Here is a 24,842-nt window from a genome sequence, read left to right as displayed (position 1 = left end):
TTCATTTTCCTATAATAGTCCGGGACGATAAACGCTGAGTTATTGGCTGATATTCAGCGGCTGAGTGAGTCCCAGTGATTCCGGCGCCACAAACCATTATGTATGGATAATCAAACTCATTGCCACTCGCGAATGCGACAGCCAAACAGATCAAATAATGGATGGAGATACCCGCTATTACCACTATACTGATCTGCTAATCTATATGATTAAAGTAATATAAACACCATTCGTTTGTCCCTGTCGTAGAACTTGTTTTCTTCTGCTGATAGGATAGACAGGATGGATAATATTTTTTTATTTTCCTTTTTTTACAAATAGTTAGGTATAATATACTTGCAATCTGGTGCCGAGGAATAGGGTTTTATGCCAAATGTCGTCATGTATTCAACCGCCATCTGCCCCTATTGTGTTCGGGCCAAGCATCTGTTGGAAAATAAAGGTGTCGCATATGAGGAAATTCGCATCGAACACAATCATGATGTGATGCAGGAAATGTTGCGCCGCAGCAACAGGCACACTGTTCCGCAGATTTTCATTGATGACTATCATGTTGGTGGCTACGATGACCTCGCCTCGCTGGAAATATCGGGTCAACTCGATCTCTTACTGGGTAGATCAGAGGAATGAATCAATTCCTTGATCAAGCACCCCAAAAAGTCCGCCTGGATAAGTGGTTATGGGCTGCACGCTTTTTCAAGACCCGCCAGATCGCCTGTGAAGCGATTATCGGCGGTAAAGTGCATCTCAATGGCCAGCGGACCAAACCCGGTAAGGAGATCAAAGCGGGTTCGCATCTTCGAATCCACAAAGGCGCCTTGGAGTGGGATATAACGGTGCGGGTGTTAGCGACAAAAAGAAGACCGGCAGCAGAGGCGCGCTGTTTCTATGATGAAACGGCGGAAAGTATCGAGCGCAGGGAAAAGATAACAGAGGTACAGCGGCTCGAACGTTCAATGTCGCCCAGAACGGATTATGGCAAACCCAACAAGAAGCAGCGGCGTATGATTCACCGATTCACCGGAAAATCCAATTAACTAGGGCCTAGCAATGGACCAGGATGCTTTCCGTCGAACATATCGAGAGATGAATGAGCGCATCTGTGCTTATGAAAAAAGTATCCTGTCTCGCCATTGCTCCTGTTCACAATCTAAAAAACTCTGTATCGCTGAACGTGAGGGTGTTCATTGCGTTTCAGATGAAGCATTGCAACAGTGCCAGGAACTACTGGAAACACTCCGTCATCAGGCCAGGTTTGCCCTGAAATCAAACGATGACAAGGCAGTTCTTTCGCATGGCAAGGCGATGCGGCTTCAGGTGGGAGGATTGCGGGGTCTCTTCACCGCAATACATCCGGAACACCCAATACCTGAACTTATCGACGATATCTTTGAATTGATCAACAAAGCTACGACACTCTATGGGCGGTTGGAGAATCTGCCGTACCAAACCCTCATTCAGCAGGTATCCGCCTATAAAGGCAGGCAGCGTGGTAATCGCCGTTAACCACCCTGAAATCGCTGCAAAAGTTGCTTCAACCGTTCAGATACTGGTGCCAATTTTTTCCGCATCAGTGAGCCAATCGCATCGGTATTAGACAATACCGGTCTGACGATCCCATAGCCAAGACCGGACAATAGATAGAGGCTGCGTATTTCTGTCTCCCGCCGGCTGACAGCGTCGCGGCAGGCAACAAATGCATCACTACACAATCCATCCGCTTCAGCTTCAAGCTCTTCCAGGGTCAGATCGGGATCACCTGTTGGCCGAAGCGATTGCAGATATTCACGAACAACATCGAGCAGTGTCGCCACAACATCCTGATTGGCCGGTTTCTCGATGACTTTCAGCACGGTGGAAATAAAACCCTGGCCGGGTGATGTGTGGATCCGTAACAGCTGTGCGGCAAAGGGATTGCCCTGTTCCGACAATGGAAGCAGCGCGGCCTTCTCATGATCAGTCATAGACCCTGGCACCGACTCCACCGGCAGATCGTCCGGCAATGCCGCGAGAAAACCAAGATAGTAAGTCGGTTTGCGTTGACAGCGCTTCCACAGACTGACCTTCTCCTGTTCACTGATCAAACCGGGCTGCAATATCAATCGTAAGCTCTCAATGATCACCATCGATTCAGTTTCAAAGGGGAGATAGTCGAGCAGAAACCGGGCCAATTCCGGTCCCATACTGCCGTCCACGATCTGTGGGTTATCCAGCATTCGACGCGCATTGTCAGGATCCTGGCTGATCCACCAGGCGCGTCTGGCCAACTCGTCGGTTATGCCCTTGGCGCAGGTAAAGGCCACCACTGCTTCAGGCTCTCCTAGCAGCAGCAATTGCTCGAGATTATCGTCACGGGTCTGACCCATGCGGCTCCAGCGCTTGAGATAGACGGGGTAACCGCCGGGAGAGCCCTGCACATGGCCGGATAGCAGCTCACGCACCTTGCGTAGATAGAGGTCGTCACGGCAATTGGGATTGAGGATTATTCTGGATTCACCTCTTTCAGACAATCCAAACAGGGTCATGGAGGATTCGTCAATGCGTATCGCTTGCGGCTTGTTTGCCAGCAACACATTCAGGCGTAGTGAATCCTCACTCGTCAGCTCCATTTCAGACAACAATTCCTGTTTCTTTCGAAGCCAACGGGAATTTCATTCCACGCATAATCATGTTTAGGCAGTCTGTTCTATTGAACAGGTTCTTTCGGAGGCGTGTAGTTGCTGTCTTTAGGATTGATGAAAATGAATTGGCTCTCTCCATCGTCCAATTCAGCGAAATCCATGGTTGTCTCATCGAGCAGGGAGAAATACTCAGGTTCCATAATCACACTGACCCCTTCGGAATCGAACTGAATATCGTCATCCTTGGCATCGTCGAATCCCATCAGATAGTCAAATGAGCCATCCTCTTTCTTCTGTGCGGCGAAACGCAGGGCCATACCTTCGGTGCCGCCCATCTTTGCCGCCTGTTGTATCTGTTGCGCTGCCCGAGGTGTTATCTTAAACATCTGTCACCTGTTTGAATTTTGCAGTTACAGTAGTTTATCCCTTGTTTTTAAACGCATCCACATGCGCCACAAATCGCTGAACCCAATTGTTTCCGCCCACATTCCTCATATGCGTATAGCTCGCCAGCAGGTTTTTGTAGATATAACCGTCAGACTCACCGTTGATTCCAGCGCCACGCTCCACCCGATACATAAAATCATTTTCATCACATTCAAATGACTCCAGCGATGAATAGTGGAACTCGTGCGCGTGGATCTGCCGATTCGATTCATCCTCCGCCAGCTGGGGCCAAGGACCCCTGCCGGTATCGAGCAAACGCACGTAACCCCTACCCTGTGGTTTTTCGTACATCCGGGTATCAGCCGGTATCACGCCAACCATTCTACATTTTTTGGCGCCCCAGGTAAGGCTTCGGGTCAGATAGATCAAACCACCGCACTCCGCATACACCGGTCCACCCTGCTCCACATACTCCGTAATCGCATCCCGCATCGGGCGGTTCGCCTCGAGTGCTTCCATGGCCATTTCCGGAAAGCCTCCACCTAAGAAAAGTCCATCGATTTCAGGTAGTTCCTTATCATTCAAGGTGTCGATTTCTATCAACTCCACACCCAGTGCACGAAACTTGTCCAGATCATCCGGATAATAGAAACCAAACGCCTTGTCACGTGCAATAGCGATTCTAAGTGGATTTCTTGGCAGTGAATAGGACGAAGTTCGTGTGGTATTGATGGGGGGCATCGAGGATTTCGCCGCAATTTCAATCACTTTTTCAATATCGACATGCTGCTCAACGGTTTCTGCCAGCAGTTGGATAATCTGCTCTGATGTCTCACTCTCATTGCTTGGAATCAATCCCAGGTGTCGCTCATCGATCTGCAGCCGGCTGTCTGCCTGTATAGCGCCCAACACCGGAATATCCGTGTAGTGTTCGACGACCTGTATCAGCTTTGATTGATGCCTGCTCCCCCCAACCTGATTAAGAATCACACCTGCCAATTCTATGTTCCGGTCAAATGCCTGATAACCCAATAATAACGGGGCGATGCCTCGAGTCATGCCACGGCAGTTGATGACCAGTATCACCGGCGTGTTTAAAAAGGCTGCCATCGCTGCGTTGCTGTTGGAGCCTTCGATATCTACACCATCAAAAAGCCCCTTATTACCTTCGATAAGGGCCATCTCTCTGCCACTCATATAGTTGGCGTAGTTATGTAGAATCTCGTCTCTGGTCTGTGTGTAAAAATCAAGATTATAGCAATCCCTGCCTGCGGCGGCGGAGAGCCACAAAGGATCGATATAGTCAGGTCCTTTCTTGAATGGTTGTAGTACGATTCCTCGTTTGATCAAAACTCTGACAATACCGATGGCCAGAGTTGTCTTGCCGGAGGATTTATGGGCGGCTGATAGGTATATCGCTGACACGGGAAACCATCGATAGAGGATCAATCACACTCAACAGGGGCGGGTTGGTATACCCTTTACAGGAGCCCATCCTACCTCGTAGATAAAAAATCCACCACCGGCAAGCGGTGATGGATTTTCAGCAGTAATCCGGTCTGAAGGGTCAGTCTTCGAGGGTTTCTGGGAATACCTTGATAATCCGCGCGCCAATCGCCACTAAAGCCAGTGCTACGGCAATACCTGCGACACCCAGAGCGGCCTCGGGAAATGTGGGGACATAGTTTGCTACCTGACCATCGAAGAAGCCGGATTCGATTACCTCTTTGCCTGGAAACATGTTCATTGGGTAAGCCTGTCCCCCTATGACGATGATATAGATCTGAAAGAATCCTCCGATGAGCACGGCAACCGAGGCCGCCGCGATTGCCCAGCGGGACTTTTCAAAGGCAGGCGAATAGATCAGAAAAAGCGGAATAATGCTGCCTATGAGTATCTGGCCAATCCAAAACATCACTGTATAGATACCTCCATCCAACAGGATGAAGCGCTCGATACCATGATGCTGGGTTGCATAGAGATTCGTCAGATTATAGGCCAACACGAAATAGAGCACTGCGCCGACAAATACACCGAGCAGGTTCTTAAGCCGGGTCAGGCGCAGATCGCCAAGTTCTCTGTCGCCCCACATATAGGCGGCGATAAGGGTAATAATGAAGAAAGCCAAGCCGTAACTGAACGACATGATGACGAACATTGGCGCCATGATAGCCGCATCGTATGCCTCGCGAGCCACCAGAAAGCCGAAAATGGACCCGGTACCTGTGGTGAGCGCAATGCGCCAGAAGAAGGCTGCAAAGCCCAACGGACGCTTAAATCTCTCCATGCCGCGATCAATCATTGCCCAGAGGTAGACAGCGACTATGGCAATGAATCCGCTATAGAGGATAACGTTCCACGCAAATATCGACTTGAAATTATACTCCGTCATGGCAACGATCAAGCGGTCGGGCCTGCCAAGATCGAGAACCAGCACCATCAAGCCACCTACCAGCAGCCCGATCGCCAAAAGGCCGGAAAAACGACCCAACGGTTTGTACAGTGGACCGCCGAAAACAGAGCCGATGGAGGCGACGTTCAATGCACCCGATGCGGCCACGATCAGAAAGATGGCGAAGACGTGTGGCAGGCCCCACACGATCTGATTGGACATGCCGGTGACCCAGTGGCCCTGATGCTCCATGAAATAGGCAGCGCCCAGACCCACGGCGATAAATGCACCGAGCAGTGCCAAGCCCATCCAGAAGCGGATAGGTGAGCCGCAGTAGAGCTCGCGGTAGTACATCTTACTCATATGATTCCAAGCTCCCTACAGATCACAGGTTGAGGTAACGAACACCGGTATTCAACTCGAGGTCGGCCCGGATCTGTACTGAGTTGCGAGATTTGAGAACCCGACTGATTTCGCTGTTGGGATCCTTCAAATCACCAAATAAAATCGCTGAATGACCCTCCTTGTCGCATGCCTCCTGACAGGCCGTCTGCATAACACCGGCATCAATCCTGTGTACACAAAGGGTGCAGGACTCGACACACCCCTTGCCACGGGGCGCATTCACCGATTGATCAGTCAGTGCCTCATGCACGAAGGAGCGTGCCTTATAGGGACACGCCATCATACAGTAGCGACAACCGATACAACGGTGGCGATCGACAAGCACGACACCATCAATTCGTTTGAATGATGCATTGGTGGGACAGACATCGACACATGGAGGGTGTTCACAATGTTGGCACATCATAACCATGCGATTAACATGGCCGGTTTGCTTGTCCTTCAGTTTGACCGGACGGATCCAGACCGCGTCAGTCGCTGGCCTGTCATACCCGGTCAGGCCATGTTCGTTGTTACAGGCCTCAACACAGGCACTGCAACCCTCGGCACACTTATTGGCATCGATCAGCATGCCCCAGCGGTGTTTGCCGGACGCCCCCGAAGGTGCATCATCTGTTTCACCTGCAGCGTGCAAAATGACGCCAGGCGCCAGGGTCAACGCCCCGGCAGCTGCTACGGTTCCGCCGATAAACTGGCGGCGGTCTACACTCGGCTGGTCACTCTTATTGCTCATGATCAGTCTCTCTGTCTGCCAGCAGGCTGTTGCACATCCCAGACAGGGGTATGCTCATCCGAATGGTAACCAAGCGAATCTCCCCCTCCACTCTCCATCGGTTTCGTACGATGACACTGAAAACAAGCGGGGCTCACCGCAACGTAACCGTGACAAGCCTGGCAAAATTCGCCTTCACTGGTGACCGATACAGCCTGGCCGCTGGAATCCCTTGAGGCGTGGCAATCGATGCACTCGGAAAGACTGTATTTCAAACCACGCATTCCATCCCTAACCGTATCGTCCCTGCTATGTTGGAGAAAATCCATATGGTTGCGACGTATCTCGTCGGTCGGCGCCACACAGCTATCCAACGAGGCTGCCTTGGAATTTTTGGTTACATATCGACTCTCACCGATGGCCTGCATGGCGGGTAACAGCAGACCAGCCAGCAGTATGATGAGGAGTCTTTTGCTGATGAGAGAACTACGCATCTCAGCTCCTATTCACCTAACCCCATCTGGATATATCCTGTGGGACAAACGTCGGTGCAAACATGGCAACCGATACACTTGTTGTAATCGGTATCAACATATCGACCCGTGGTCGATTCCGCTTTCTTGACCCGGAAGACCGCGTCTTGCGGGCAGAACACGATGCAGTTGTCGCACTCGAAGCACATGCCGCAGCTCATGCAACGTTTGGCTTCTTCCTGTACCTGCTCCTGATTCAGACCGTTCATGCGCTCCTTGAAATGATGCAGTACTTCATCTGCTGTGGGCACATCTTCGGAACGCAGTAGGCGCGGTGTGAAAGAGAAGTGCCCGAGGAACAGATCATCTGCCGGAATCACTTCCTGGTGAGAACGGTCTTCATAATTATGCACTGCATACTTGGCATCGCTGGTACCGCGCATGTCGCCTTCACTGCTATCAAAGGCCTCAGGTTCCAGGTGGGCCTCTTTCAGCTTGTCCAGGAGGTCGAAATGGTGCACATCAACCTTCGGACGCTTGGCAAGTTCTTTCTTGGTCAAATAGGCATCGATACTGTCGCAGGCGATAGAGGCCTGACCGATGGCAGTGGTCAACAGGTGAGGACGAATGATATCGCCGGCCACGAAGTGGCCTTCCCTACCTGGAACCTGATAAAACTTGTCAGCGTCCATCAGGTTTTTGTCGTTGGCCATCTCTTCTAGACCTTCCATATCGGCACTCTGACCAATCGCTGAAACGATGAGATCGGCCTCCAATATGCGCTCCGTACCCTCGGTAGGAATCGGAGTCATACCATCCATGGTACAGTCACACACTTTGAGTCCTGTGGCGCGGCCAGCATCACCGACAATCACTTCCAACGGCATCACACCGTCCAGGATCTCACAACCCTCGTGCAGCGCATCGTGTATCTCGTGCTGGGCAGCAAACATCTTGTCTTTGGTGAACAGGGATGTCAGTGTCGCGTCGGCAGGCGCTGCCCCTTCGGCCAGTGCATCGTCCTGGTTCATGCTGGTATCGAGCACGACGTCTTCAGGATTACCGGCTGCACTGTTCGTACCCAGGCGTCTGGCCACAGAGATCACGTCGATAGAGGTGTCACCACCACCGATACAGACCACTTTTTCAGCGGTTACTTTCATGCGGCCTTCATTGAAGGCCTTGAGGAAAGCCACACCGGATACGCAATTGGGGGTACCGACCCAACCATCCACCGGCAGGTCGCGGCCATTCTGGCACCCAAGAGCCCAGAGAACTGCATCGTGCTCTTTTTCAATATCGGCTACAGGAACATCGGAGCCGACCTTGACACCGGCCCGGATCTCAACGCCCATATCGACGATACGTTGGATCTCCGCCTGCAGTTTGTCACGTGGGATACGATAGTTTGGAATACCATAGCGCATCATACCGCCAAGCTCGGGATCCTTCTCGAAGACAGTCACAGCATGACCCATCTTACGCAGTTGAAAAGCAGCCGCCATACCGGCGGGACCACCACCGATTACAGCCACCTTCTTACCGGTATCAGCGCCCGGAGTGAATTTGAAGCCCTTCTCGATAGCGGTATCACCGATGTATTGTTCAACAGCGTTGATACCTACGAAGTCCTCAACGTCGTTACGGTTACACCCATCCTGACAAGGCGCCGGACATACTCTGCCCATCATGGAAGGAAAGGGATTGGCCTCTACAGCACGCTCGAATGCATACTGCTCCCACTCCAGACCTTCTGAAGGCTTTTCCTGTTCACGCACGATTGCCAGCCAACCGCGGATATCGTGGCCGGAGGGGCAACCGCCCTGGCAAGGTGGTGTACGATTGATATAGGTAGGGCACTTATAGGAGGTGTCTTCAAGGAAGATTTTATCACCCCAGTCATCCCACTGGTTTTCACCGTCTTCAAAACGGCGCCAAGTAATCTGTTTTTTCATCTCTTCACTAGGAGTTGCCATTTTCAGTCTCCTCTTGGAACTTGTCTTGGTCGTGCCCTACCCCAGGGTAGGAATCGTAGTTTGCGCTAGTTATCGTGTTCTATTCATCATCTTCGTCTTCGCCGTAACCGGGAGCCTCCTCGGGCGGCGTCTTTCTGTTCATCACAATTGCATTACTCACCAGCTGATGAACACTGACGATCTGAAACATATCCATGCCGTAATAGGGGAACACCTTGCTGAACTGGCTCTTGCATATGGCGCAGATTGCCGCAAGGTGAGTAACGCCCTTTTCGTCCATGACATTCTTGAATGCCGTCATTCGCGGCTTGGCGCCCTTCACCCGGACCTCCATCAGGTCGTCGGTAAGCAGACCGCCGCCACCGCCGCAGCAGAAGGTACGCTCATGGATGGTGTCCCACTCCATGTCGTGATAGTTGTTGACAACCGCCTTGATCACCTTGCGGGGTATCTCGAACTGACCGCCCGGCTTGTCGCCCATGCGCGATGCGCGGGCCACGTTGCAGGAGTCGTGGAAGGTGATCGACATATCGTCGTTCTCAGACTTGTCGAACTCCAGGGTGCCCTGCTCTATCTCATTCAGGGTGAACTCGCATATGTGCTGCGGCACCGGGTAGTCGGGGTTGAGAAAATCGAATGGTCCTGCCAATGTATTCAAAAAGCTGTAGGCGATGCGCCAGGCGTGCCCGCATTCTCCGAAGACAATGCGCTTCACTCCCAACTCCAACGCCGCCTCGCGTATACGCAGGGAGACGCGACGCATATTCTCGTAGCTGCCGATAAACATGCCGAAGTTGCCTGCCTCGGAGGCCTTGGTGCTGAGCGTCCAGCTGACGCCCGCTTCGTGAAAAACCTTGCCGTAACCGATCAAACCGTCCACATGGGGCTCAGCGAAAAAGTCAGCAGAAGGTGTCACGAGTAGGATTTCAGCGCCTTTTACGTCCAGCGGATATTTGACCGCTACATCGGTCTCCTCCCAGACGTCCTCTTCCAGACCCTCAAGGGTGTCTTCAATGGCAGGCCCTGGCAGTCCCAGGTTGTTACCAATCTTGTGGACCTTGCCGATAATCTCGTTGCAGTATTTTTGTCCGATGCCGATGGAGTCGAGTATCTCCCTGGCCGCCATCGAGATCTCCGCTGTATCGATGCCATAGGGACAGAAGACCGAACAGCGACGGCACTGGGAGCACTGATGGAAATAGCTGTACCAGTCGTCGATCACCACTTCGGTGAGATCCACCGCACCGACCAGTTTGGGAAAGTACTTGCCGGCGAAGGTGAAATAGCGGCGATAGACCTTACGCAACAGATCCTGCCTGCCCACCGGCATATTTTTCGGATCTTGCGTACCGAGATAGTAGTGGCATTTGTCGGTACAGGAACCGCACTTCACACAGGCATCCATGAACACCTGGAATGAACGATAGCGGCTTAACAGATCGCCCATCTTGTCGATGGCGACCTCCTTCCAATTCTCCACCTTTTCACCAGGAAAGCCCAAAGCCTCCTGATGTTCGGGCTTGGCCACGAAGCAGGTGATATGCTCCATGGTACCGTCAACCAGTTTCGGAACCTCAATGAATTCTGTCAGTTCCGGTGTTTCAAACTCAGCTCCAGCCATTTGTAAACCTCATAGGCCTTAGGATTCTTCGAGCTTTCTTGCCCAATCAACCAGATGGCGTTTTTCACGCGGATTGTCCACCTGATTACGGGTTGGGCTGAAAAAGACACCCGGTATGTGCAGCAATTTACTGAACGGCAGAAGCAGCATCAGTACCGCCACCAGGGACAGATGAACAAGCAGAACCGGGTCCATGGGAAGATCGCCGCCGCTGAATGTCCAGAAACCGGTAAAGAACTGCTTAACGGCAACCACATCAGTATGGATCAGGAATGTCATTGTCGCACCGCTCAGGCCGATAAAAATCAGCAGCAGCAGCCAAAGATAATCGGATGGAGAGGAGATGTAGCGGACGCGATCGACGAATATTCTCCGGATCAGCAGTCCGGCAAGCCCTGCAATCATGGCAAAGGCCGCATATTTACCAAAGGGTTGAATCAATTGTATCGGCAGCCACACAGGGTCGATAAAATAACGGACATGCCGCGCGAGAACCAGAAACAGCCCCATGTGAAACATCCATGAGAAGACCCAGGTCCACTTGGTGCTCTTGAACAAACTCTCAAAAAAAACGACTTCACGAAACATCCGTAGAACCACACCAGTCTGATTGACAGGCGCCGGTGTGGTCGGAATCTTTAATGGAGCAGGCGTTCTGGCGTACTGGACAATTTTCCTGGCCAGTCCAAGGACAAGAACTAAGGTCGCTACGATAAACAGCAACGCGTAGGCAAATGACATAATCCTGCGTTCCTCAAAAAATGATCAAGTGATTTGCGATGGAGGGACAATAAGCACCTCCATCGCAAGCACGTGCCTTTAGATACAGCCAGTCGGTTTAGGCAGACCGGCAAAACGGCAAGCCTGCTTGCCTGGGCCATATGGAAACAGGGCATAAAGATATTTTGAGTTACCTTTATCCTTACCCAGCTTCTTACCTACAGCCTTGGTCAGTACACGAACCGCAGGAGCAATCTGATATTCTTCATAGTACTCACGCAGGAAGTTGATGATCTCCCAATGCTCGTCGGTCAGTGGCAGGTCATCTTCCGCAGCCATTGCCTCGGCAACAGCGGGCTCCCAATCGGCCAGATTGGTCAGGTAACCCTCTTCATCAGTTTCGAAGGTTTTGCCGTTAGCTTCGATAGCCATATTTTCTCTCCCAGATAGAGTTGAAAGTTATTCAGTTAATACAATCAGACCCAGGCCTGTACCTTGTCATTCTCTGCGGCGAGACTGACAAACCTGGCGTAGTCCACAATTTCGATGCCGTCAGCGACCTTGTCTTCGCTTACACCGCGAGCCTTAAGGTCCGGGCCCAGTACATAGAAATTCACACCATCTTTGGCAGCAATCTTCTGTGTGCAGTCAGTACCTTCGATCGCGCCATAAATGCCGTCTTCGTACATAAGGACAGAACTGCCTGCTTTGGCGTAGGCCAGACAGCTATCCATCGAAGACTTTTCAAAAGGTGATTTGTTAACAGTATGTAGGGTACTCATTCACTCGTCTCCGACTTAGAAGCTGAACATGACATCTTGTTCTTCCATGATGTCCGTCATTTCAGCGCGACTGACCACACGGATAGAGTCCTTTTCCGCCCAATCATCATCTTCATCCTCGTAGGTTAGAGGCATCAGGTCATCCAAGGTCAATCCTCGCTCCTCCAATGACTCCTTCTCTACATACAGTTTGGTGACGTCGTAATCACCAAGCGCCTGGTAGGTGGGTGAGAAGTTCTTCATATCCACTCCAGCCGTATCCTGTCCTTTGACCAGCTGATAGACCCCGTCATCCAGAAAAGCCAGGCTGACATCCTGATCAAACGCAGCGCCGATCAATACAACCTCCAGTGACTCCCAGGCATAGATGGTGCCGTAGGGGGCCCGACGGTTGAGGTACATGAACTTTTTAACATCTTCAGACATCGTCAACCCCTATACTCAATCACCGAATACCACCAGTCGTTCCGACTGGATGCCCGCCTCGACCAACTGACCGAGGCCGGAGATGCGAAAACCTTCAGCAAGATTCTGCGCATCCTTACCGTTGCGCTGCATCTCACCCTCGTCGACGATACCCCGCCGCTGGGCGGCGGCCACGCAAACCACCAGATCGAGATCGTGCTGTTTACCCAACTCGGACCAACGCTTGACAATGTTCCGATCATCTTGCGGAGGTGTTGTCAGATTGGTGCCGTTGTTGACACCGTCGTGATAGAAGAAGACACGCATAATCTCATGTCCGGCTTCCAGTGCAGCTTTGGTGAACTGGTATGCAGAGTCCGTGGCTTGGTGCTGATAAGGACCCTCATTTACCTGAATCGCGAATTTCATCAGTAGACCTTCCTGTTATTGCCCAAACGATTTTCCTGAATTAGAAGCGGATATGCGCAGAGGCATTCAGGTTGTTACGGCTGCCACGCCAGTTATCGATGTGATATTTGGTAAAAGGCAGACCGGTCTTCTCGAAGAATTTCGGCCAACCGATACGCTCAGCCCACTCACCGATACGCTCCCAATCCTTGGCGTCTTCCTTGTAGGCGCTGAGGATCTGCTTGACCACGGTGGAAACTTCGGGCCAGCGGGGCGGATTGTTGGGCACACCGGCAGCCACCAGCTTGTGGAAGGTCGGCTTGGATCGGGCATTGGAGTTCTTGCCACCCACCCAGATCGCGAACTTGGAATGCTCCGGATCGTTTATCTGCATGGGAGGACAGGGCGGGAAGCAGGCACCGCAGCAGATGCACTTCTTCTCGTCCACTTCAAGGGAGGGCTTACCGTTGACCATGGCGGGACGGATAGCAGCTACCGGGCAGCGGGCCACGACCGAAGGACGCTCACAAACGTTGGCGACCTGGGTATGGTCAATTTTCGGCGGCTTGGTATGCTGAATGTTGATGGCGATATCACCCTGACCACCACAGTTGATCTGGCAGCAGGAGGTGGTGATTCGCACACGGTTCGGCATCTCTTCCTTCACGAAATCATCGTAGAGGTCATCCATCAAAGCCTTCACAGCACCGGATGCGTCGGTACCGGGAATGTCGCAGTGCAACCAACCCTGGGTATGAGAGATCATTGAGACAGAGTTGCCGGTACCACCGATCGGGAAACCTTCGGACTCCAGCTTGTCGATCAGAGGCTGAACCTTGGACTCCTCACTCACCATGTACTCGATGTTGGAGCGAATGGTGAAGCGGACATAACCTTCGGCAAACTCGTCGGCGATGTCCATCAGCTTGCGGATGGTGTAGACATCCATCTGACGCTGGGTGCCGGCACGTACGGTCCAGATGCTGTCACCGCTTTTGGCGACGTGATGCAACACACCGGGGCGTGGACGCTCATGATAAGCCCACTGGCCGTAATTATTCTTCAGCACGGGGTGTAAGTAGGGCTCCATCTCCGGGACGCCACTCTCAATCGGCATACGAACTTCCGACATACCTACCTCCAAAAAAATAGGGTAATTGATTCGTTTTAAGGGGCAATCGAGCGAACCCGTTGCCCCCTAATATCTAGATCGGTGTTACTGGGCCTTTCTCTCAGCCCACTTGGCCGCTTCCTCATCCCAGTCGTCGCTACGGAAGTAAGGATTCATACGCGGACGCTCGATCATGTTGGGGTCGATCTCGAGGCCGACACCTTCCAGAAAGTTGACCAGGCCGATACGCTCGATCATCTCACCGGTACGCTCGTGCTCGAGGGCGTTTTCGGCGAAGAAGTCGAGGATCTCTGTCGCCAACTCTTCCAACCACTCGAAATCCTCATCGGTCTCCAGCTTGTGGAAAGGCACGATCACGGTACCCATCAGATCGCCGATCTTAAGGGTTCGCTTACCGCCACAGAGCAGGGTAATACCCTTATCGTCACCGGGAGAGAGTGCCTTGTTCATCACGTTGATGCAGTGCATGCAACGGACACAGGAAGGATTGTCGACCGCCAGGGTATCGTCGTCATTCAGGGACAGGGCCTTGGTCGGGCAACGGGTGATGACATTGTCGATGACATACTTGCGGCCTTTATCAGCGACGAAGTTCTTGACCTCGTCCTGGTCGACCTTCATATCGTCGCGCCAGGTACCGATGGTAGCCAGGTCGGCGCGCTGCACGGAGTTCATGCAGTCGTTGGGACAACCTGAAACCTTGTATTTAAATTTGTAGGGCAGCGCGGGACGATGCATGTCATCGAGGGCGTTGTTGACCAGCATACGCATGGTACGGCCTTCATCGAAACATGAATTCTCACAGCGAGCGGCACCGACACAGGACATACCGGTACGTACAGCCGGACCGGCACCACCAAGATCGAAGCCCATCTCGTTAATCTCGTCAAATGCGGGCTGAACGTTGTCGGTGGTGCAACCCTGGAACATGATATCACCGGACTGGCCATGGAATGCGATCAGACCGGATCCGTACTTCTCCCAGATGTCACAGAATTTGCGGATGGTGTTGCTGTCATAGTGCATGCCCGGAGGCGGCATGACGCGAAGAGTGTGGAACTCGGCTGCTGCGGGGAACAATGCTTTTCCGTCCTCACCCTTGAGTTCGGTAAAGCGGGGGATGATACCGCCACCATAACCGATCACGCCAACGGTACCGCCTTTCCAGTAACCTTTGCGTGTCTCGTATGAGGTCTCGAGCTGACCCAGCAGGTCAACCATCATGTCGTTATCGTTGGCGAGACGCTTGAGGCCGGTGACAAACGAGGGCCAGGGGCCGCTCTCCAGCTGGTCAAGCATGGGGGTATCATGCATCTGTTTTGCCATCACTCTTTCTCCCAATGGTCGTTTGTTCAGGTCTTTTTGCTGAATCTTCGCCTGATGTTCAAGCTGCGCCAAACACCTTGGCATAGAAAAACGGCTACAAACCTGCAATCCAAAACCGCGCTACAGGCAACAGGCCTGTTTCTACTGGTGCGAAATTTTAGGGATGTCTAATGCAGACCAATATCCTTCCGATGGGAGGGAAAGAGATATTTATGACTATCCCATTTGGGATATATTTTCATGAATTTTGGGGTAAAATGGGGTCAAATTTGACACAAAATACACAGTAATAACAATATGTTAAAGTCTTTAATTCATTTCTAATATTCAAAACACTCCCTTACTTTCATAAGGGTAGGTTTTACCGATAAACTTGGTCAGAAGAGCCTTGATCGAGCATCCCACATGATGTTCAATATCAATACCTGAGTATTTTACTGCGTTTTGCTACGGCAATCGCCAGACCGCAGGGACAAAGTCAAAAATGCTGTATTTGAGTGAATTAATGATGCAACACCCAGAGGTCGATAGCTTCGATAGACTGCTGGAGGTGGTGAAGGAAAGGTCGAAGACTGAGATGTTTTTTCGTATCGATGTCAAACCCCCTTTTTCCGACACCCCCGACAATTGGGAAGACCGCCTGGAAGCGACTTTCACCTGAGGTCGTGACAGAGACATTCAGGGTCAGTCAACAGGCCCCGGCAACAACTGAGAAGATTATTGTGAAGTACCTGGAATCTGAAGCCTTTATCGGTGACAACGAGAGTTCGGAAGATGCGATAAAATCAAGCAAGCTGCTGCAGCTCAAACTCGACGAGAAGCGTGAAGAGCTGTCTGCCCTGTCTGATGATGTCCCCAATGACAAGCGTCTTGAACTACAGCTCGAATCCGCCTATATCCTTCTCGACCTGGACAGGCGGCAGGAGGCCGGGCAGATCGGTAAAATTGTACTGGATCAGGCACTCGACGAGGAGTTGTGGCTGAGGGCCGTTGAAGCCTGCGACATCCTTTACCAATCGGAGCAGACGAATTCGATCAAGGCGCTGGCCCACGGAATCTGGCTAGGTGTGACATTCCCCATTGACCCCGAGCTAAGCGTGGCCATGCTGCAACATCTCATCGATGAGACCCCCGACAAATCAGACGGTGCGGCAGTGGCTGCGGTGACCGCCTGTTACGTGGTCGATATCCGTGCCCAGGGGCAGGAGCGTGAGGATCTCAAGTTCTTTACCAACCAGTTGCTTGGCCAGGTCGCCAGACGCCACAGTCAAGTGGAAGAGCAGGAGATCTTCGATTTCTGGGTCGAGCGCATGGAATTGAACGATCCGGGCAAGTTTCTACCCAGGTTGGCCAAGGTACTCGAAGTCATCATCGATGGAGACTGGTGGTTCGACAGGGATGCTCTGCGGGCGAAAATCCCAGCCGACGAGGTTTGATTAAATGAACGCGACCTTCTGGCAGGAAGAACAGGATGAAGAGCAGTTTGTGGTACCGGATAATGTGGTCGATCTGATATTCAGGATCAAATGCCCCTCTCTGCCCGTCGACCATGCCTGGTCCCTCTCCGATGCGATACATAGAGAACTGCCCTGGTTTCCCCTGGAGCCGCAAGCCGGTCTCCACCTGATTTACGGCGCCGACTCAGGCAATGGCTGGGAAAGGCCCAGCGACGGTGGCGAAACCCTCTATCTCTCTCGTCGCACACCTCTGATCCTGAGACTGCCAAAAGAGAGGCTCGACGATGCCGCCGAACTCAGCGGTAAAACCCTGGACATCGATGGATTTGCAATGGAGATCGGCAAGTCGCACACCCGGTTTCTCGCAATGACCACAACGCTCTACTGCCGTTACCTGGCCTGTGAGACCGGTCAGAGCGAGGATGAGTTTGTTCAGTCTGCGGTCGAGTCATTGCAGTCTCTCAACCTGCGTTTTAAAAAGGTACTGTGCGGTAAAGGCACCCTGTTCACCACCCCGCAGGCACCACTCCTTACCCGTAGCCTGATGGTCGCCGGATTATCCCTGGACGATGCGGTCACATTACAGGAGTACGGTATCGGCCCTCATCGAATTCGCGGCTTTGGCTTGTTTGTACCACACAAGACTGTATAAGATACCGCGCCTATAACCGAATAAATTCCAAAATAGACGGGGAAATGACCCCGCCGTTGTATCTGTTTGTAAGGAGAGATCAATGTCTTATGAAGTAAACGGTAAAACTATTGAGGCCGACGCCAACGGCTACCTGGTCGATCACACTGAATGGAGCGAGGATGTGGCCAAGGCCATCGCTGACAGCGAAGGCATCAATCTGAGCGAAAAGGCTTGGGAAATCATCAACTTTCTGCGCGACGAATATTTCAATAACAATGGCAACCAGCCCAACGAGCGCAATATGGTCAAACACTTCAAGGGTGTGTGGACCGACGAGGGCAAAGTGGATGCAAAATCCCTCTACATTCACTTCCCCAAGGGACCGGCGAAACAGGCAAGCAAAATCGCCGGTCTGCCCGAGACCAAGCGCAAGGGTGGTTACTGATTGAATATGATGCGAAACGACTGACGTCGTTACTTTCCAAACAAGGCAGCCGTACCCTGAGTTGATTCTGCAGGGTACGGTCGTGTCATTCCGATAGACCTCCCCATATCCGCCATTGGGTCCGCTTATAGTTGCTCATCCTCAACCATACGATGCAGCATGAATCTGAGCTTTACCTGCCCACCCGCATATAACAACCAAACTCACTGCAGATGCACCCGGTTAACGATTATCATTCCATGCACTTCGATGTTTGGATAAACCCACAGTTCGAGATCGTCACCTCCACTCGATTTCCATGAAGACAGGCCTTCTAAACAATACAGAGTTATCTGTATCACTCGATATGGTGCGGGGACAGATCGTATCTCAAGGGTGATCAGTATCTATTATTGAGACAGATCTTTCGGTTGGGATTACAGGCAACCGCCACCCTCTCCGTTCTGACTGTGCATTCATAAATTGTTATATATCTGTGACGATAGCTAGACATCTACGCTTTACGCTCAATACAACCATTCAGAACATTCCCTAGGAGTGGGTCATGTCAAGCGTAAACGAAGAACAACCAAAATATAATAACCAGAGAAATCAAGAACTAAAAGAACTCCTGGCTGCTTGTGCATTGAATGACCGGAGTGCGTTCGCCCGTCTATATCAACTCACGTCGGCAAAACTGTACGGTGTTGTGCTGCATATACTGAACAGAGAGGCGACTGCCCAAGAGTGCCTGCAGGATGCTTATATCAAGATCTGGAATAAAGCGGAAAGCTATCGGACCCATCTGGCGGCACCGATGACATGGATGACGACTATTGCTCGTAACCAGGCGCTTGATCATCTACGGCGACGTCAGCGGGAGGTGATGGAGTCTGATGGCTATAGCTTCATAGAACAGATAGACACACAGCCTCTGCCGTTGCAATTTTGTTCACATAGCAAAGAGAAAACCCAACTTATGGCCTGTTTGGATCAACTGAATGAAAACCAGCGACAGATGATCAGTCTGGCCTATTTCAGAGGCCTCACACACAGTGAACTTGCCAGCCGGACCAATACGCCGATAGGTACTGTCAAGACACAGATTCGCAGAGGCCTGGAGCAACTGAGGGGGTGTTTGGAAACATGACTTCGAGAGTGAACACCACAGTCTGGCAGCAACTATACATCCCCCCACATCCGCAACAGATTTGTGTAGGACTTGTCCACTAAACCGGTGCTCTCTGTGTCCGGCACCGTTGCCAACAGATGCTCCCTGGCTTGATCCAGTTCATACAACAGCTCACGTTTCGCCGGATCCCGCACGTAACTTTGAATCCAAGCCAGTGCCACCAGGCGTTCTCCCTTGGTCACCTCAGCGACATGGTGCAGACTCGATGAGGGATAGATCACCGCACTGCCCGCAGGTAACTTTACCCGTTTGTCTCCAAATGTGGTGCGCACCACCAACTCCCCACCCTCATAGGTCTCGGGTTCACGCAGGAAGATTGTCATTGAGACGTCGCTGCGAAAGCGTTGTCCGCTGAGCCCCATCAACGGGTCATCCACATGGTCGCCATAGGTCATGCCCGGTTGGTAGCGGGCGAAAATAGGATCTGCCATGCGGTATGGCAGGACCGCAGAACGAAAGGTCACATTATTCGCCATGGCACTGGTGAGTATTCGTATCAGCAGCTCCATCTGCCTTGGCTCACCCTTCAACTCCTGGTTGTTTTTCACCCGCTGTGCCGCTTTGCCTGCAGTCAACTTGCCATCGACGAATTCCGCCTGCGACAATATTTGATCGATCTTGTCCAACTGCGCCTGCTGTAAAAGATCATCGATTTGCACCAGCATCCGCTTCTCCTTACAGATTCTCCAACACGGCCTGCATGCCTGGCTCGTTGAGGGGGAAGGTTAAAACAGCATGCACAGGATAGCGTTGTTTCACTTTCTCTAAATTATCCAGGTGTTTTTTATCTAACAACACAATCACCTTCGCATTCGCATTCGCATTCGCCTGATAACGCTGAAGCGTGGCGAGCAGAGATTCAAGATTACTGAGTCGATCGCGAAATTGAGGATCGGCATAAAACTCCGCCACAACAACGCTGGGTCTGTGCCGCTTCAGCCATGCCTGCGCCTTGCGAACCGAATTGACCATCTCCACTCGATAGCCATAGCGTTGATAGAGAGGCACCAAGTTGGGATATCCTCCAAGCTCGACCAATGCGAGTAATTCCCGATCATCCATATGCTTGATTTTACCTCTCTGGAGCCTGATCATAGCTGCTGAAGCCCTGATCGAGGCAGAAGCTTCTCAACGGAATCACCAAGTAGTTTTTATTTTTACAGGGTCATGCAACTTAATCTAATTATTGATGACTGGTCAATGGACCTGAAGATCCCCGATGGTTATCTTGAAACCATGCGCACGTCCTTCGACAACATGGATAAAGACATGGACAGGGGTTGGCAAATTGGCCAAAGATGGGTAAAAAACCCTAATCCAACTCAACGCTGCCAACTGGTCGCCGGCAAATTGCTAACCGCCCTGGAAAACGATAATGAACAACTCGCCTTGATGATGGGCGGCTATATCCTGTCCCGAATGCCAAATGTCAAACAGGTGGTCATCGACAACACCGGTGTTCCGGAAGAGACAAGCTTCAACAGCCAGACGCCATAAACAGGCTGCTGGTCAATTACAGCTTGTTACCCTCCAGCAAAGACTTGATATCGACCCGGGCCTGATTTGGCTGCTCTCGGTGGATCTTCAGCACTTCCCCAGCCAATGCCGACCAGTGTTCCCTGCCCTCCTGGATGGACACTTTCAGGGGCCGCCAATCACCCTCTGCATGCCATCTCTCGTAGGCGGTGATGAGGCTGGGAAAGAGGGTTTTACGCATACCGCTAAGCCCACCGACAAAAAAATGGACCGAGGCGCGATCTTCCCGCTCGATGAGGCGAGGCAGTGTAACCTGACAGTCTGCCCAATGATCGCGTACCGCACGCACCATCAATTCAGCCGGTGAATGCCCAAGCGCCGTCAGTAGCTGATTCCATTCCTCGCCCAGCAGTTTCCCCGCATGATACTCACCCTGCTCATGCAGTAGAACCACATCCAACTCCTGTTCCACCATCTGATCGAGGGCATGCTCAAGATCATCCTCAAAATCGTAATAGGCAAATGCCCGGCCCATGGCATTATCCGGACGGTGCCAACGCCAGTTTTCCAGCTTCTCCCATAGCAGGCGCCGGAACGACTCTTGACGGATGAAGATTCGATCGCCTTGACACATTGCAGCAGGGGCCATCAGATCACGTGCCAGTTCACGCCCGGCAACCCATACAGAGGCACCACCGGGCTCTTCCCTGCGTTCCAGATGGCCAAGGAAAAAGAGGGGTTTGTTGCTGGAACCGTAGCCCGCGCTATAGACCAGGCCAAAGGGATCGAGCAGTTCATTGATCCGATCCACATCAAAGGGATCGAATAACCGGCCTGCAAACGGCAGGGGGGTGAAATCGTCATCACTGAGGGAATCCCAAAGCTGCTCCCGCCGTGTCAGCCACTCGCCTACCGATTCGTTGGTCAACGATGCTCCGTAGTCGAGTCCATTCTCCCAGCGGTAGTATTCGCGCATTTTCAGCAGGTAGGTACAGAGACCATAGTCGGCGCCATGACGCGCATCCGAGATATGACAATTCCGTTGAACGGCGCAACAGAATTGGCGTAACGAGCCCTTCATTGGTGCGCCTTGTGGTAAAGATATTGAGGGCGAACACTATTGGTGAATCTCATATTCCTGCATCCTCACCCATGTGCAACAGAGTCGGGTATATGGCTGTCACTGATTCTGAAGATTCTGACTCTCAATAGCAATCCTATCCCGACAGAGGCCTTTTACCACCCCTATTCTTCAGGGTATTCAATGAGTGGATAAAATGCGAAGAAAAACAAGTCGTTTCGATTCACCCAAAACGGTCAGCAACCAATCCGATCAGTAGTCGACCAGTTCACGCAACAATACGGTAGCGAAGCTGCCTGCAGGCAGAAAAAAACTCAATTCCAGGCACCCATCTCCGCTGAAATACCATGCGAGATCATGCAAACGTATCCGCAATGGTCTTCGTTCCTGTTCCAGGCCTACATATTCGAGACCATGACGCCATGCCTCGAAGTCCAATAGTACCTTTGATTCAAGTTCAGCGGCCAGACTGCTGACCAAAGGACGGCCACGTCCCCACATAGGCCCGCTTGGATGAATATCCTGCAATTGACAACGTCGTGAAAGATCGGCGCTCTGTTCCGGCTCATCGGCAAACCCTGCTCGACTACCATCAAGCTTGAAGTAATCACCCCGCAGCGGCATGTTCCAGCTCCCTTGCTCAATACGTTCAGCCAGAACCTGATTGAAGAGTTGAGATCGCACCGCTGAGATCACCAATCCTCGCATCTGCCTCTTCATGTGCGGCTTTGTTCGAGAAAAGAGTTGCTCAGCCAGGGCAAGATTCTGGTAATCATGGCCAAAACGTTGTTCACCGAAGTAGTTAGGCATGCCTAGCTCCCGCAGCAGGGTCAGACGCCGTACCAGTTCCTCCCTGTCGACGCTGAGATCCCGAATGCGGATTTGAAAACGATTTCCCCGCAGGGCTCCCCGGCGCAGCTTGCGGCGATGCCGATGCACCTGCAGAATCTCTACTAGATCACTCTCCAGCTGTCCCCAATCCGGCTCGGGGCGACCCGCCATGCGCAGGGAGAACCACTGGGTCGTCACCGCATGCCGGTCTTTCATGCCCGCATAACTGACGTCATTACCGGGGATGCCAGCCAGCCTGGCCAATTGCCCGGCCAGCCAGTGAGTATTGGTCTGCCGCTTTTTGATATGCAACAGCAGATGCTCACCCTCACCGTCGGGTTCGAAGCCCAGTATCTCGTCTACCTGAAAATCGTCAGGGGTAGCGCGTATCACCCCACTTCCAAGGGTAGGGCCGCTTGCGCACGGCATCTTTTCAAGGGGTTGCCAAGGAGGATCAGTCGACAAGCCTACGCTCCTCCAACAACACAGTAGCCAGGGCGGCAATGCCTTCACCACGCCCGGTAAAGCCCATGCCTTCGGTGGTGGTCGCCTTGATATTGATGCGTTGCCCCTCAAGCTGCAGATCCCCGGCCAAGCAGTCGCGCATGGCACCCAAATAGGGAGCCAGTTTTGGCTGTTGAGCGACAATAGTCATATCCGCATTGGAGACCTGTAAACCCTTGCTGTGGAGTTGTTCCATCACCCGTCGCAACAGTATCCGGCTATCGATCCCGGCATAGGACGGATCGTCATCGGGAAAGTGTCTGCCGATATCGCCAAGACCGGCCGCGCCCAGCAGGGCATCACACAGGGCATGAATCAGAACATCCCCGTCCGAGTGGGCCTTCAAGCCATGATCATGGGGCACTTCAATACCCCCGAGCACAAGGCGCGAACCGGGTTCAAATCGATGGGCATCATAACCCTGTCCTATACGCATGCGTGTCACCCCACCTTAAAGTGTCATAGTGTAGTGTCGATAATATGTTCTGACATTGTACGTAAAGCTCAGATTAAATACCGCCCGTACAATCAAAGGAACCCTCCACAGAGCGACAAGTACATGATTCAAAGAGTAACCTCAGTCACAAGCAACCGTATCAAGAGAGTGCCTCTCCTCAGAAATCTGCCCAAGCGGGTTCTGGATTATGTTTTGAGCGAAACCCATGTAGAGCACCAAAACGCCGGGGTCGGAATTGCAACCGTGGGAGAACGGACAGAGCAGATCTATTACCTGTTGGAGGGTCAGGTCGAGGTGGTTTCAGAGGATGGAAAACGGCTGACCTGCCAGGCCGATCAGCCATGCAGCCTCTCACCACTGGCGGAAAAGTCACCCAATAAGGATCACATTACCTGCGTTAGCGCAGTGGACATGCTGTGTATACCCAGGGAGCTGCATGACGCAATCAAGCGTCTTCCGCCGGTGGCCAATGCCCGTACCAACCAGACCATAGAATTGAAAGATGCGCAAGGCCCGGAAGATACCCTCTACTGGGAGTTCTATGAAGCAATCAAGAACGGTACGCTTGAGCTGCCCAGCATGCCCGATATCACTATGCGTATCGCCAAAGTTATCAATGACTCCAATACCGACAGTGAAGAGATCGCCCGCGTGGTACAGGCCGATCCCACGGTTGCCGCACGGATTATCAATGTGGTTAACAGCGCCGCATACCGAGGCAAGCAACCGATCGACAATCTTCCCGATGCCGTAACCCGCCTGGGACGCTCCGTCACACACAATCTGGTGATCAGCTTCGCCCTGGGTAAGCTTTTCAGCAGCCGCTCAAAACCCTTGAAAAAGCGCATGGTAGATCTCTGGAAACACCTCAGCTACGTGGCGCCCATCTGCCACGAACTGGCTCAAGTCACTCCCGGTCTGGAAAATGATCAGGCCCTGTTATGCGGCCTGTTGCACGATATCGGCGCACTCGCCATCCTCGGTGCAGCCACTCGAAGACCCGAATTAGAGGAAAACCCCAAACAGCTCGATATGATCATCGATCACCTGAAGGCTGAAGTAGGAGCAATGGTGCTACGCAAATGGGAGTTTCCAGACTACTTCGTACAGGCTGCCCTGCATGCGGAGGATTGGATGGAGGATATCAGTCATGAACCCGACTACGTTGATTTGGTCGTTGTTGCCCAGTTGCATGCCTATGTCGGCACTTCCAGGATACACACCCTTCCCCGCCTGGACCTGGTACCCGCATTTCATAAGCTGGCACTCGGCAAGCTAACCCCGAGGCACTCTATCGGCATCATAGACAATGCGAAAGACCAGATAAGGGAGCTGCGGGAACTGCTGGCGATCTGATAGAGAAGAAGCAGGCCGCGAATAAACGCCAATCACCGCAAATAAACGCAAATAAAAAAGTAAGGCAGTG

General features: G+C 52.2%; 30 protein-coding genes. 10 read left to right on the top strand and 20 right to left on the bottom strand.

Annotated features, from left to right (window positions below):
- Nucleotides 1-366: 366 nt before the first annotated feature.
- From grxC to AB8516_RS17665, 3 genes are read left to right on the top strand one after another with little or no spacing between them, the layout of a single operon-like run.
- The gene (gene grxC / locus AB8516_RS17675) at nt 367-630 is read left to right on the top strand and encodes a glutaredoxin 3 (RefSeq protein ID WP_108290472.1); all 264 of its coding nucleotides are present in this window, start codon (nt 367-369) and stop codon (nt 628-630) included.
- On the top strand, nt 627-1,037 hold the full coding sequence (locus tag AB8516_RS17670) for an RNA-binding S4 domain-containing protein (RefSeq protein ID WP_369162530.1): 411 nt from the start codon (nt 627-629) through the stop codon (nt 1,035-1,037). The genes grxC and AB8516_RS17670 overlap by 4 nt, the downstream gene beginning before the upstream one ends.
- 49 nt (nt 1,038-1,086) lie before the next feature.
- Nucleotides 1,087-1,506 carry a hypothetical protein gene (locus AB8516_RS17665; protein ID WP_369162529.1) on the top strand — a complete coding sequence of 140 codons (420 nt, stop codon included), beginning with the start codon at nt 1,087-1,089 and terminating at the stop codon, nt 1,504-1,506.
- Here AB8516_RS17665 and AB8516_RS17660 read toward each other — a convergent pair.
- The 15 genes from AB8516_RS17660 to dsrA form a co-directional block, all read right to left on the bottom strand.
- Nucleotides 1,503-2,609 (bottom strand): sulfur reduction protein DsrS, encoded by a 1,107-nt coding sequence (locus AB8516_RS17660; RefSeq protein ID WP_369162528.1) that lies wholly within the window; start codon nt 2,607-2,609, stop codon nt 1,503-1,505. The two genes, AB8516_RS17665 and AB8516_RS17660, sit on opposite strands and share 4 nt — an antisense overlap.
- Before the next feature lie 77 nt (nt 2,610-2,686).
- On the bottom strand, nt 2,687-3,007 hold the full coding sequence (locus tag AB8516_RS17655) for an iron-sulfur cluster assembly accessory protein (RefSeq protein ID WP_108290480.1): 321 nt from the start codon (nt 3,005-3,007) through the stop codon (nt 2,687-2,689).
- A 34-nt stretch (nt 3,008-3,041) separates the two neighbouring features.
- Entirely contained in the window at nt 3,042-4,433 is a 1,392-nt protein-coding gene (locus tag AB8516_RS17650) for a cobyrinate a,c-diamide synthase (protein ID WP_369162527.1), read from the bottom strand.
- Between the two features lie 142 nt (nt 4,434-4,575).
- Complete coding sequence (nrfD, locus tag AB8516_RS17645; protein ID WP_369162526.1) at nt 4,576-5,763, bottom strand: NrfD/PsrC family molybdoenzyme membrane anchor subunit; 1,188 nt, start codon at nt 5,761-5,763, stop codon at nt 4,576-4,578.
- Between the two features lie 22 nt (nt 5,764-5,785).
- Complete coding sequence (gene dsrO / locus AB8516_RS17640) at nt 5,786-6,538, bottom strand: sulfate reduction electron transfer complex DsrMKJOP subunit DsrO (RefSeq protein ID WP_369162525.1); 753 nt, start codon at nt 6,536-6,538, stop codon at nt 5,786-5,788.
- Nucleotides 6,539-6,540: 2 nt separating this feature from the next.
- Entirely contained in the window at nt 6,541-7,011 is a 471-nt protein-coding gene (locus AB8516_RS17635; protein WP_369162524.1) for a sulfur reduction protein DsrJ, read from the bottom strand.
- A gap of 8 nt (nt 7,012-7,019) precedes the next feature.
- Entirely contained in the window at nt 7,020-8,966 is a 1,947-nt protein-coding gene (locus tag AB8516_RS17630; RefSeq protein ID WP_369162523.1) for an NAD(P)-binding protein, read from the bottom strand.
- A 79-nt stretch (nt 8,967-9,045) separates the two neighbouring features.
- Complete coding sequence (dsrK, locus tag AB8516_RS17625; protein ID WP_369162522.1) at nt 9,046-10,587, bottom strand: sulfate reduction electron transfer complex DsrMKJOP subunit DsrK; 1,542 nt, start codon at nt 10,585-10,587, stop codon at nt 9,046-9,048.
- A gap of 18 nt (nt 10,588-10,605) precedes the next feature.
- Nucleotides 10,606-11,328 (bottom strand): respiratory nitrate reductase subunit gamma, encoded by a 723-nt coding sequence (locus tag AB8516_RS17620; protein ID WP_369162521.1) that lies wholly within the window; start codon nt 11,326-11,328, stop codon nt 10,606-10,608.
- Between the two features lie 78 nt (nt 11,329-11,406).
- Nucleotides 11,407-11,739 carry a TusE/DsrC/DsvC family sulfur relay protein gene (locus AB8516_RS17615; RefSeq protein WP_069125287.1) on the bottom strand — a complete coding sequence of 111 codons (333 nt, stop codon included), beginning with the start codon at nt 11,737-11,739 and terminating at the stop codon, nt 11,407-11,409.
- 44 nt (nt 11,740-11,783) lie between these two features.
- Nucleotides 11,784-12,089 (bottom strand): sulfurtransferase complex subunit TusB, encoded by a 306-nt coding sequence (gene tusB / locus AB8516_RS17610; RefSeq protein WP_369162520.1) that lies wholly within the window; start codon nt 12,087-12,089, stop codon nt 11,784-11,786.
- Between the two features lie 15 nt (nt 12,090-12,104).
- The gene (tusC, locus tag AB8516_RS17605) at nt 12,105-12,515 is read right to left on the bottom strand and encodes a sulfurtransferase complex subunit TusC (protein ID WP_369162519.1); all 411 of its coding nucleotides are present in this window, start codon (nt 12,513-12,515) and stop codon (nt 12,105-12,107) included.
- 15 nt (nt 12,516-12,530) lie between these two features.
- Nucleotides 12,531-12,923: a sulfurtransferase complex subunit TusD gene (tusD, locus tag AB8516_RS17600; RefSeq protein ID WP_108290498.1), complete on the bottom strand. Its 393-nt coding sequence runs from the start codon at nt 12,921-12,923 to the stop codon at nt 12,531-12,533.
- A 40-nt stretch (nt 12,924-12,963) separates the two neighbouring features.
- Complete coding sequence (dsrB, locus tag AB8516_RS17595; RefSeq protein WP_108290500.1) at nt 12,964-14,034, bottom strand: dissimilatory-type sulfite reductase subunit beta; 1,071 nt, start codon at nt 14,032-14,034, stop codon at nt 12,964-12,966.
- Nucleotides 14,035-14,118: 84 nt separating this feature from the next.
- Nucleotides 14,119-15,360: a dissimilatory-type sulfite reductase subunit alpha gene (dsrA, locus tag AB8516_RS17590; protein WP_369163325.1), complete on the bottom strand. Its 1,242-nt coding sequence runs from the start codon at nt 15,358-15,360 to the stop codon at nt 14,119-14,121.
- 484 nt (nt 15,361-15,844) lie between these two features.
- On the opposite strand from dsrA, the gene AB8516_RS17585 reads away from it, so the two are divergent.
- From AB8516_RS17585 to AB8516_RS17565, 5 genes are all read left to right on the top strand, one after another.
- On the top strand, nt 15,845-16,021 hold the full coding sequence (locus tag AB8516_RS17585) for a sulfur relay protein DsrC (protein ID WP_069125301.1): 177 nt from the start codon (nt 15,845-15,847) through the stop codon (nt 16,019-16,021).
- Between the two features lie 4 nt (nt 16,022-16,025).
- Nucleotides 16,026-16,796, top strand: a complete 771-nt coding sequence (locus AB8516_RS17580; protein ID WP_369162518.1) for a hypothetical protein — start codon at nt 16,026-16,028, stop codon at nt 16,794-16,796.
- Between the two features lie 4 nt (nt 16,797-16,800).
- The gene (locus tag AB8516_RS17575; RefSeq protein ID WP_369162517.1) at nt 16,801-17,469 is read left to right on the top strand and encodes a type I-MYXAN CRISPR-associated protein Cas6/Cmx6; all 669 of its coding nucleotides are present in this window, start codon (nt 16,801-16,803) and stop codon (nt 17,467-17,469) included.
- An 82-nt stretch (nt 17,470-17,551) separates the two neighbouring features.
- Entirely contained in the window at nt 17,552-17,896 is a 345-nt protein-coding gene (locus AB8516_RS17570; protein ID WP_369162516.1) for a TusE/DsrC/DsvC family sulfur relay protein, read from the top strand.
- A gap of 544 nt (nt 17,897-18,440) precedes the next feature.
- Nucleotides 18,441-19,025 carry a sigma-70 family RNA polymerase sigma factor gene (locus tag AB8516_RS17565; RefSeq protein ID WP_369162515.1) on the top strand — a complete coding sequence of 195 codons (585 nt, stop codon included), beginning with the start codon at nt 18,441-18,443 and terminating at the stop codon, nt 19,023-19,025.
- 32 nt (nt 19,026-19,057) lie between these two features.
- Here AB8516_RS17565 and AB8516_RS17560 read toward each other — a convergent pair whose 3' ends face one another.
- Both AB8516_RS17560 and AB8516_RS17555 read right to left on the bottom strand, forming a co-directional pair.
- Nucleotides 19,058-19,732, bottom strand: coding sequence for a Fe2+-dependent dioxygenase (locus tag AB8516_RS17560; RefSeq protein WP_369162514.1), 675 nt, complete (start codon nt 19,730-19,732; stop codon nt 19,058-19,060).
- Between the two features lie 10 nt (nt 19,733-19,742).
- Nucleotides 19,743-20,162, bottom strand: a complete 420-nt coding sequence (locus AB8516_RS17555; protein WP_369162513.1) for a hypothetical protein — start codon at nt 20,160-20,162, stop codon at nt 19,743-19,745.
- A gap of 105 nt (nt 20,163-20,267) precedes the next feature.
- Here AB8516_RS17555 and AB8516_RS17550 point away from each other — a divergent pair, with 105 nt between their 5' ends.
- Nucleotides 20,268-20,564: a hypothetical protein gene (locus tag AB8516_RS17550; RefSeq protein ID WP_369162512.1), complete on the top strand. Its 297-nt coding sequence runs from the start codon at nt 20,268-20,270 to the stop codon at nt 20,562-20,564.
- Between the two features lie 16 nt (nt 20,565-20,580).
- Here AB8516_RS17550 and AB8516_RS17545 read toward each other — a convergent pair whose 3' ends face one another.
- The 3 genes from AB8516_RS17545 to ispF form a co-directional block, all read right to left on the bottom strand.
- The gene (locus tag AB8516_RS17545; protein ID WP_369162511.1) at nt 20,581-21,624 is read right to left on the bottom strand and encodes an Sfum_1244 family protein; all 1,044 of its coding nucleotides are present in this window, start codon (nt 21,622-21,624) and stop codon (nt 20,581-20,583) included.
- Nucleotides 21,625-21,876: 252 nt separating this feature from the next.
- The gene (gene truD, locus AB8516_RS17540) at nt 21,877-22,920 is read right to left on the bottom strand and encodes a tRNA pseudouridine(13) synthase TruD (protein WP_369162510.1); all 1,044 of its coding nucleotides are present in this window, start codon (nt 22,918-22,920) and stop codon (nt 21,877-21,879) included.
- Nucleotides 22,910-23,395, bottom strand: coding sequence for a 2-C-methyl-D-erythritol 2,4-cyclodiphosphate synthase (gene ispF / locus AB8516_RS17535; protein ID WP_369162509.1), 486 nt, complete (start codon nt 23,393-23,395; stop codon nt 22,910-22,912). Before ispF ends, truD begins: the two co-directional genes overlap by 11 nt.
- Nucleotides 23,396-23,518: 123 nt before the next feature.
- Between ispF and AB8516_RS17530 the strand changes: the two genes are divergently transcribed.
- A complete protein-coding gene (locus AB8516_RS17530; protein WP_369162508.1) occupies nt 23,519-24,772 on the top strand; it encodes an HDOD domain-containing protein in 1,254 nt (417 codons plus the stop codon).
- Nucleotides 24,773-24,842 lie beyond the last annotated feature (70 nt).

Source organism: Candidatus Thiodiazotropha sp. LNASS1 (assembly GCF_964212655.1).
Classification (GTDB): Bacteria; Pseudomonadota; Gammaproteobacteria; order Chromatiales; family Chromatiaceae; genus Thiodiazotropha.
The sequence above is the reverse complement of the archived record's forward strand: the minus strand, read 5'-3'. Positions and strand labels throughout refer to the sequence as shown.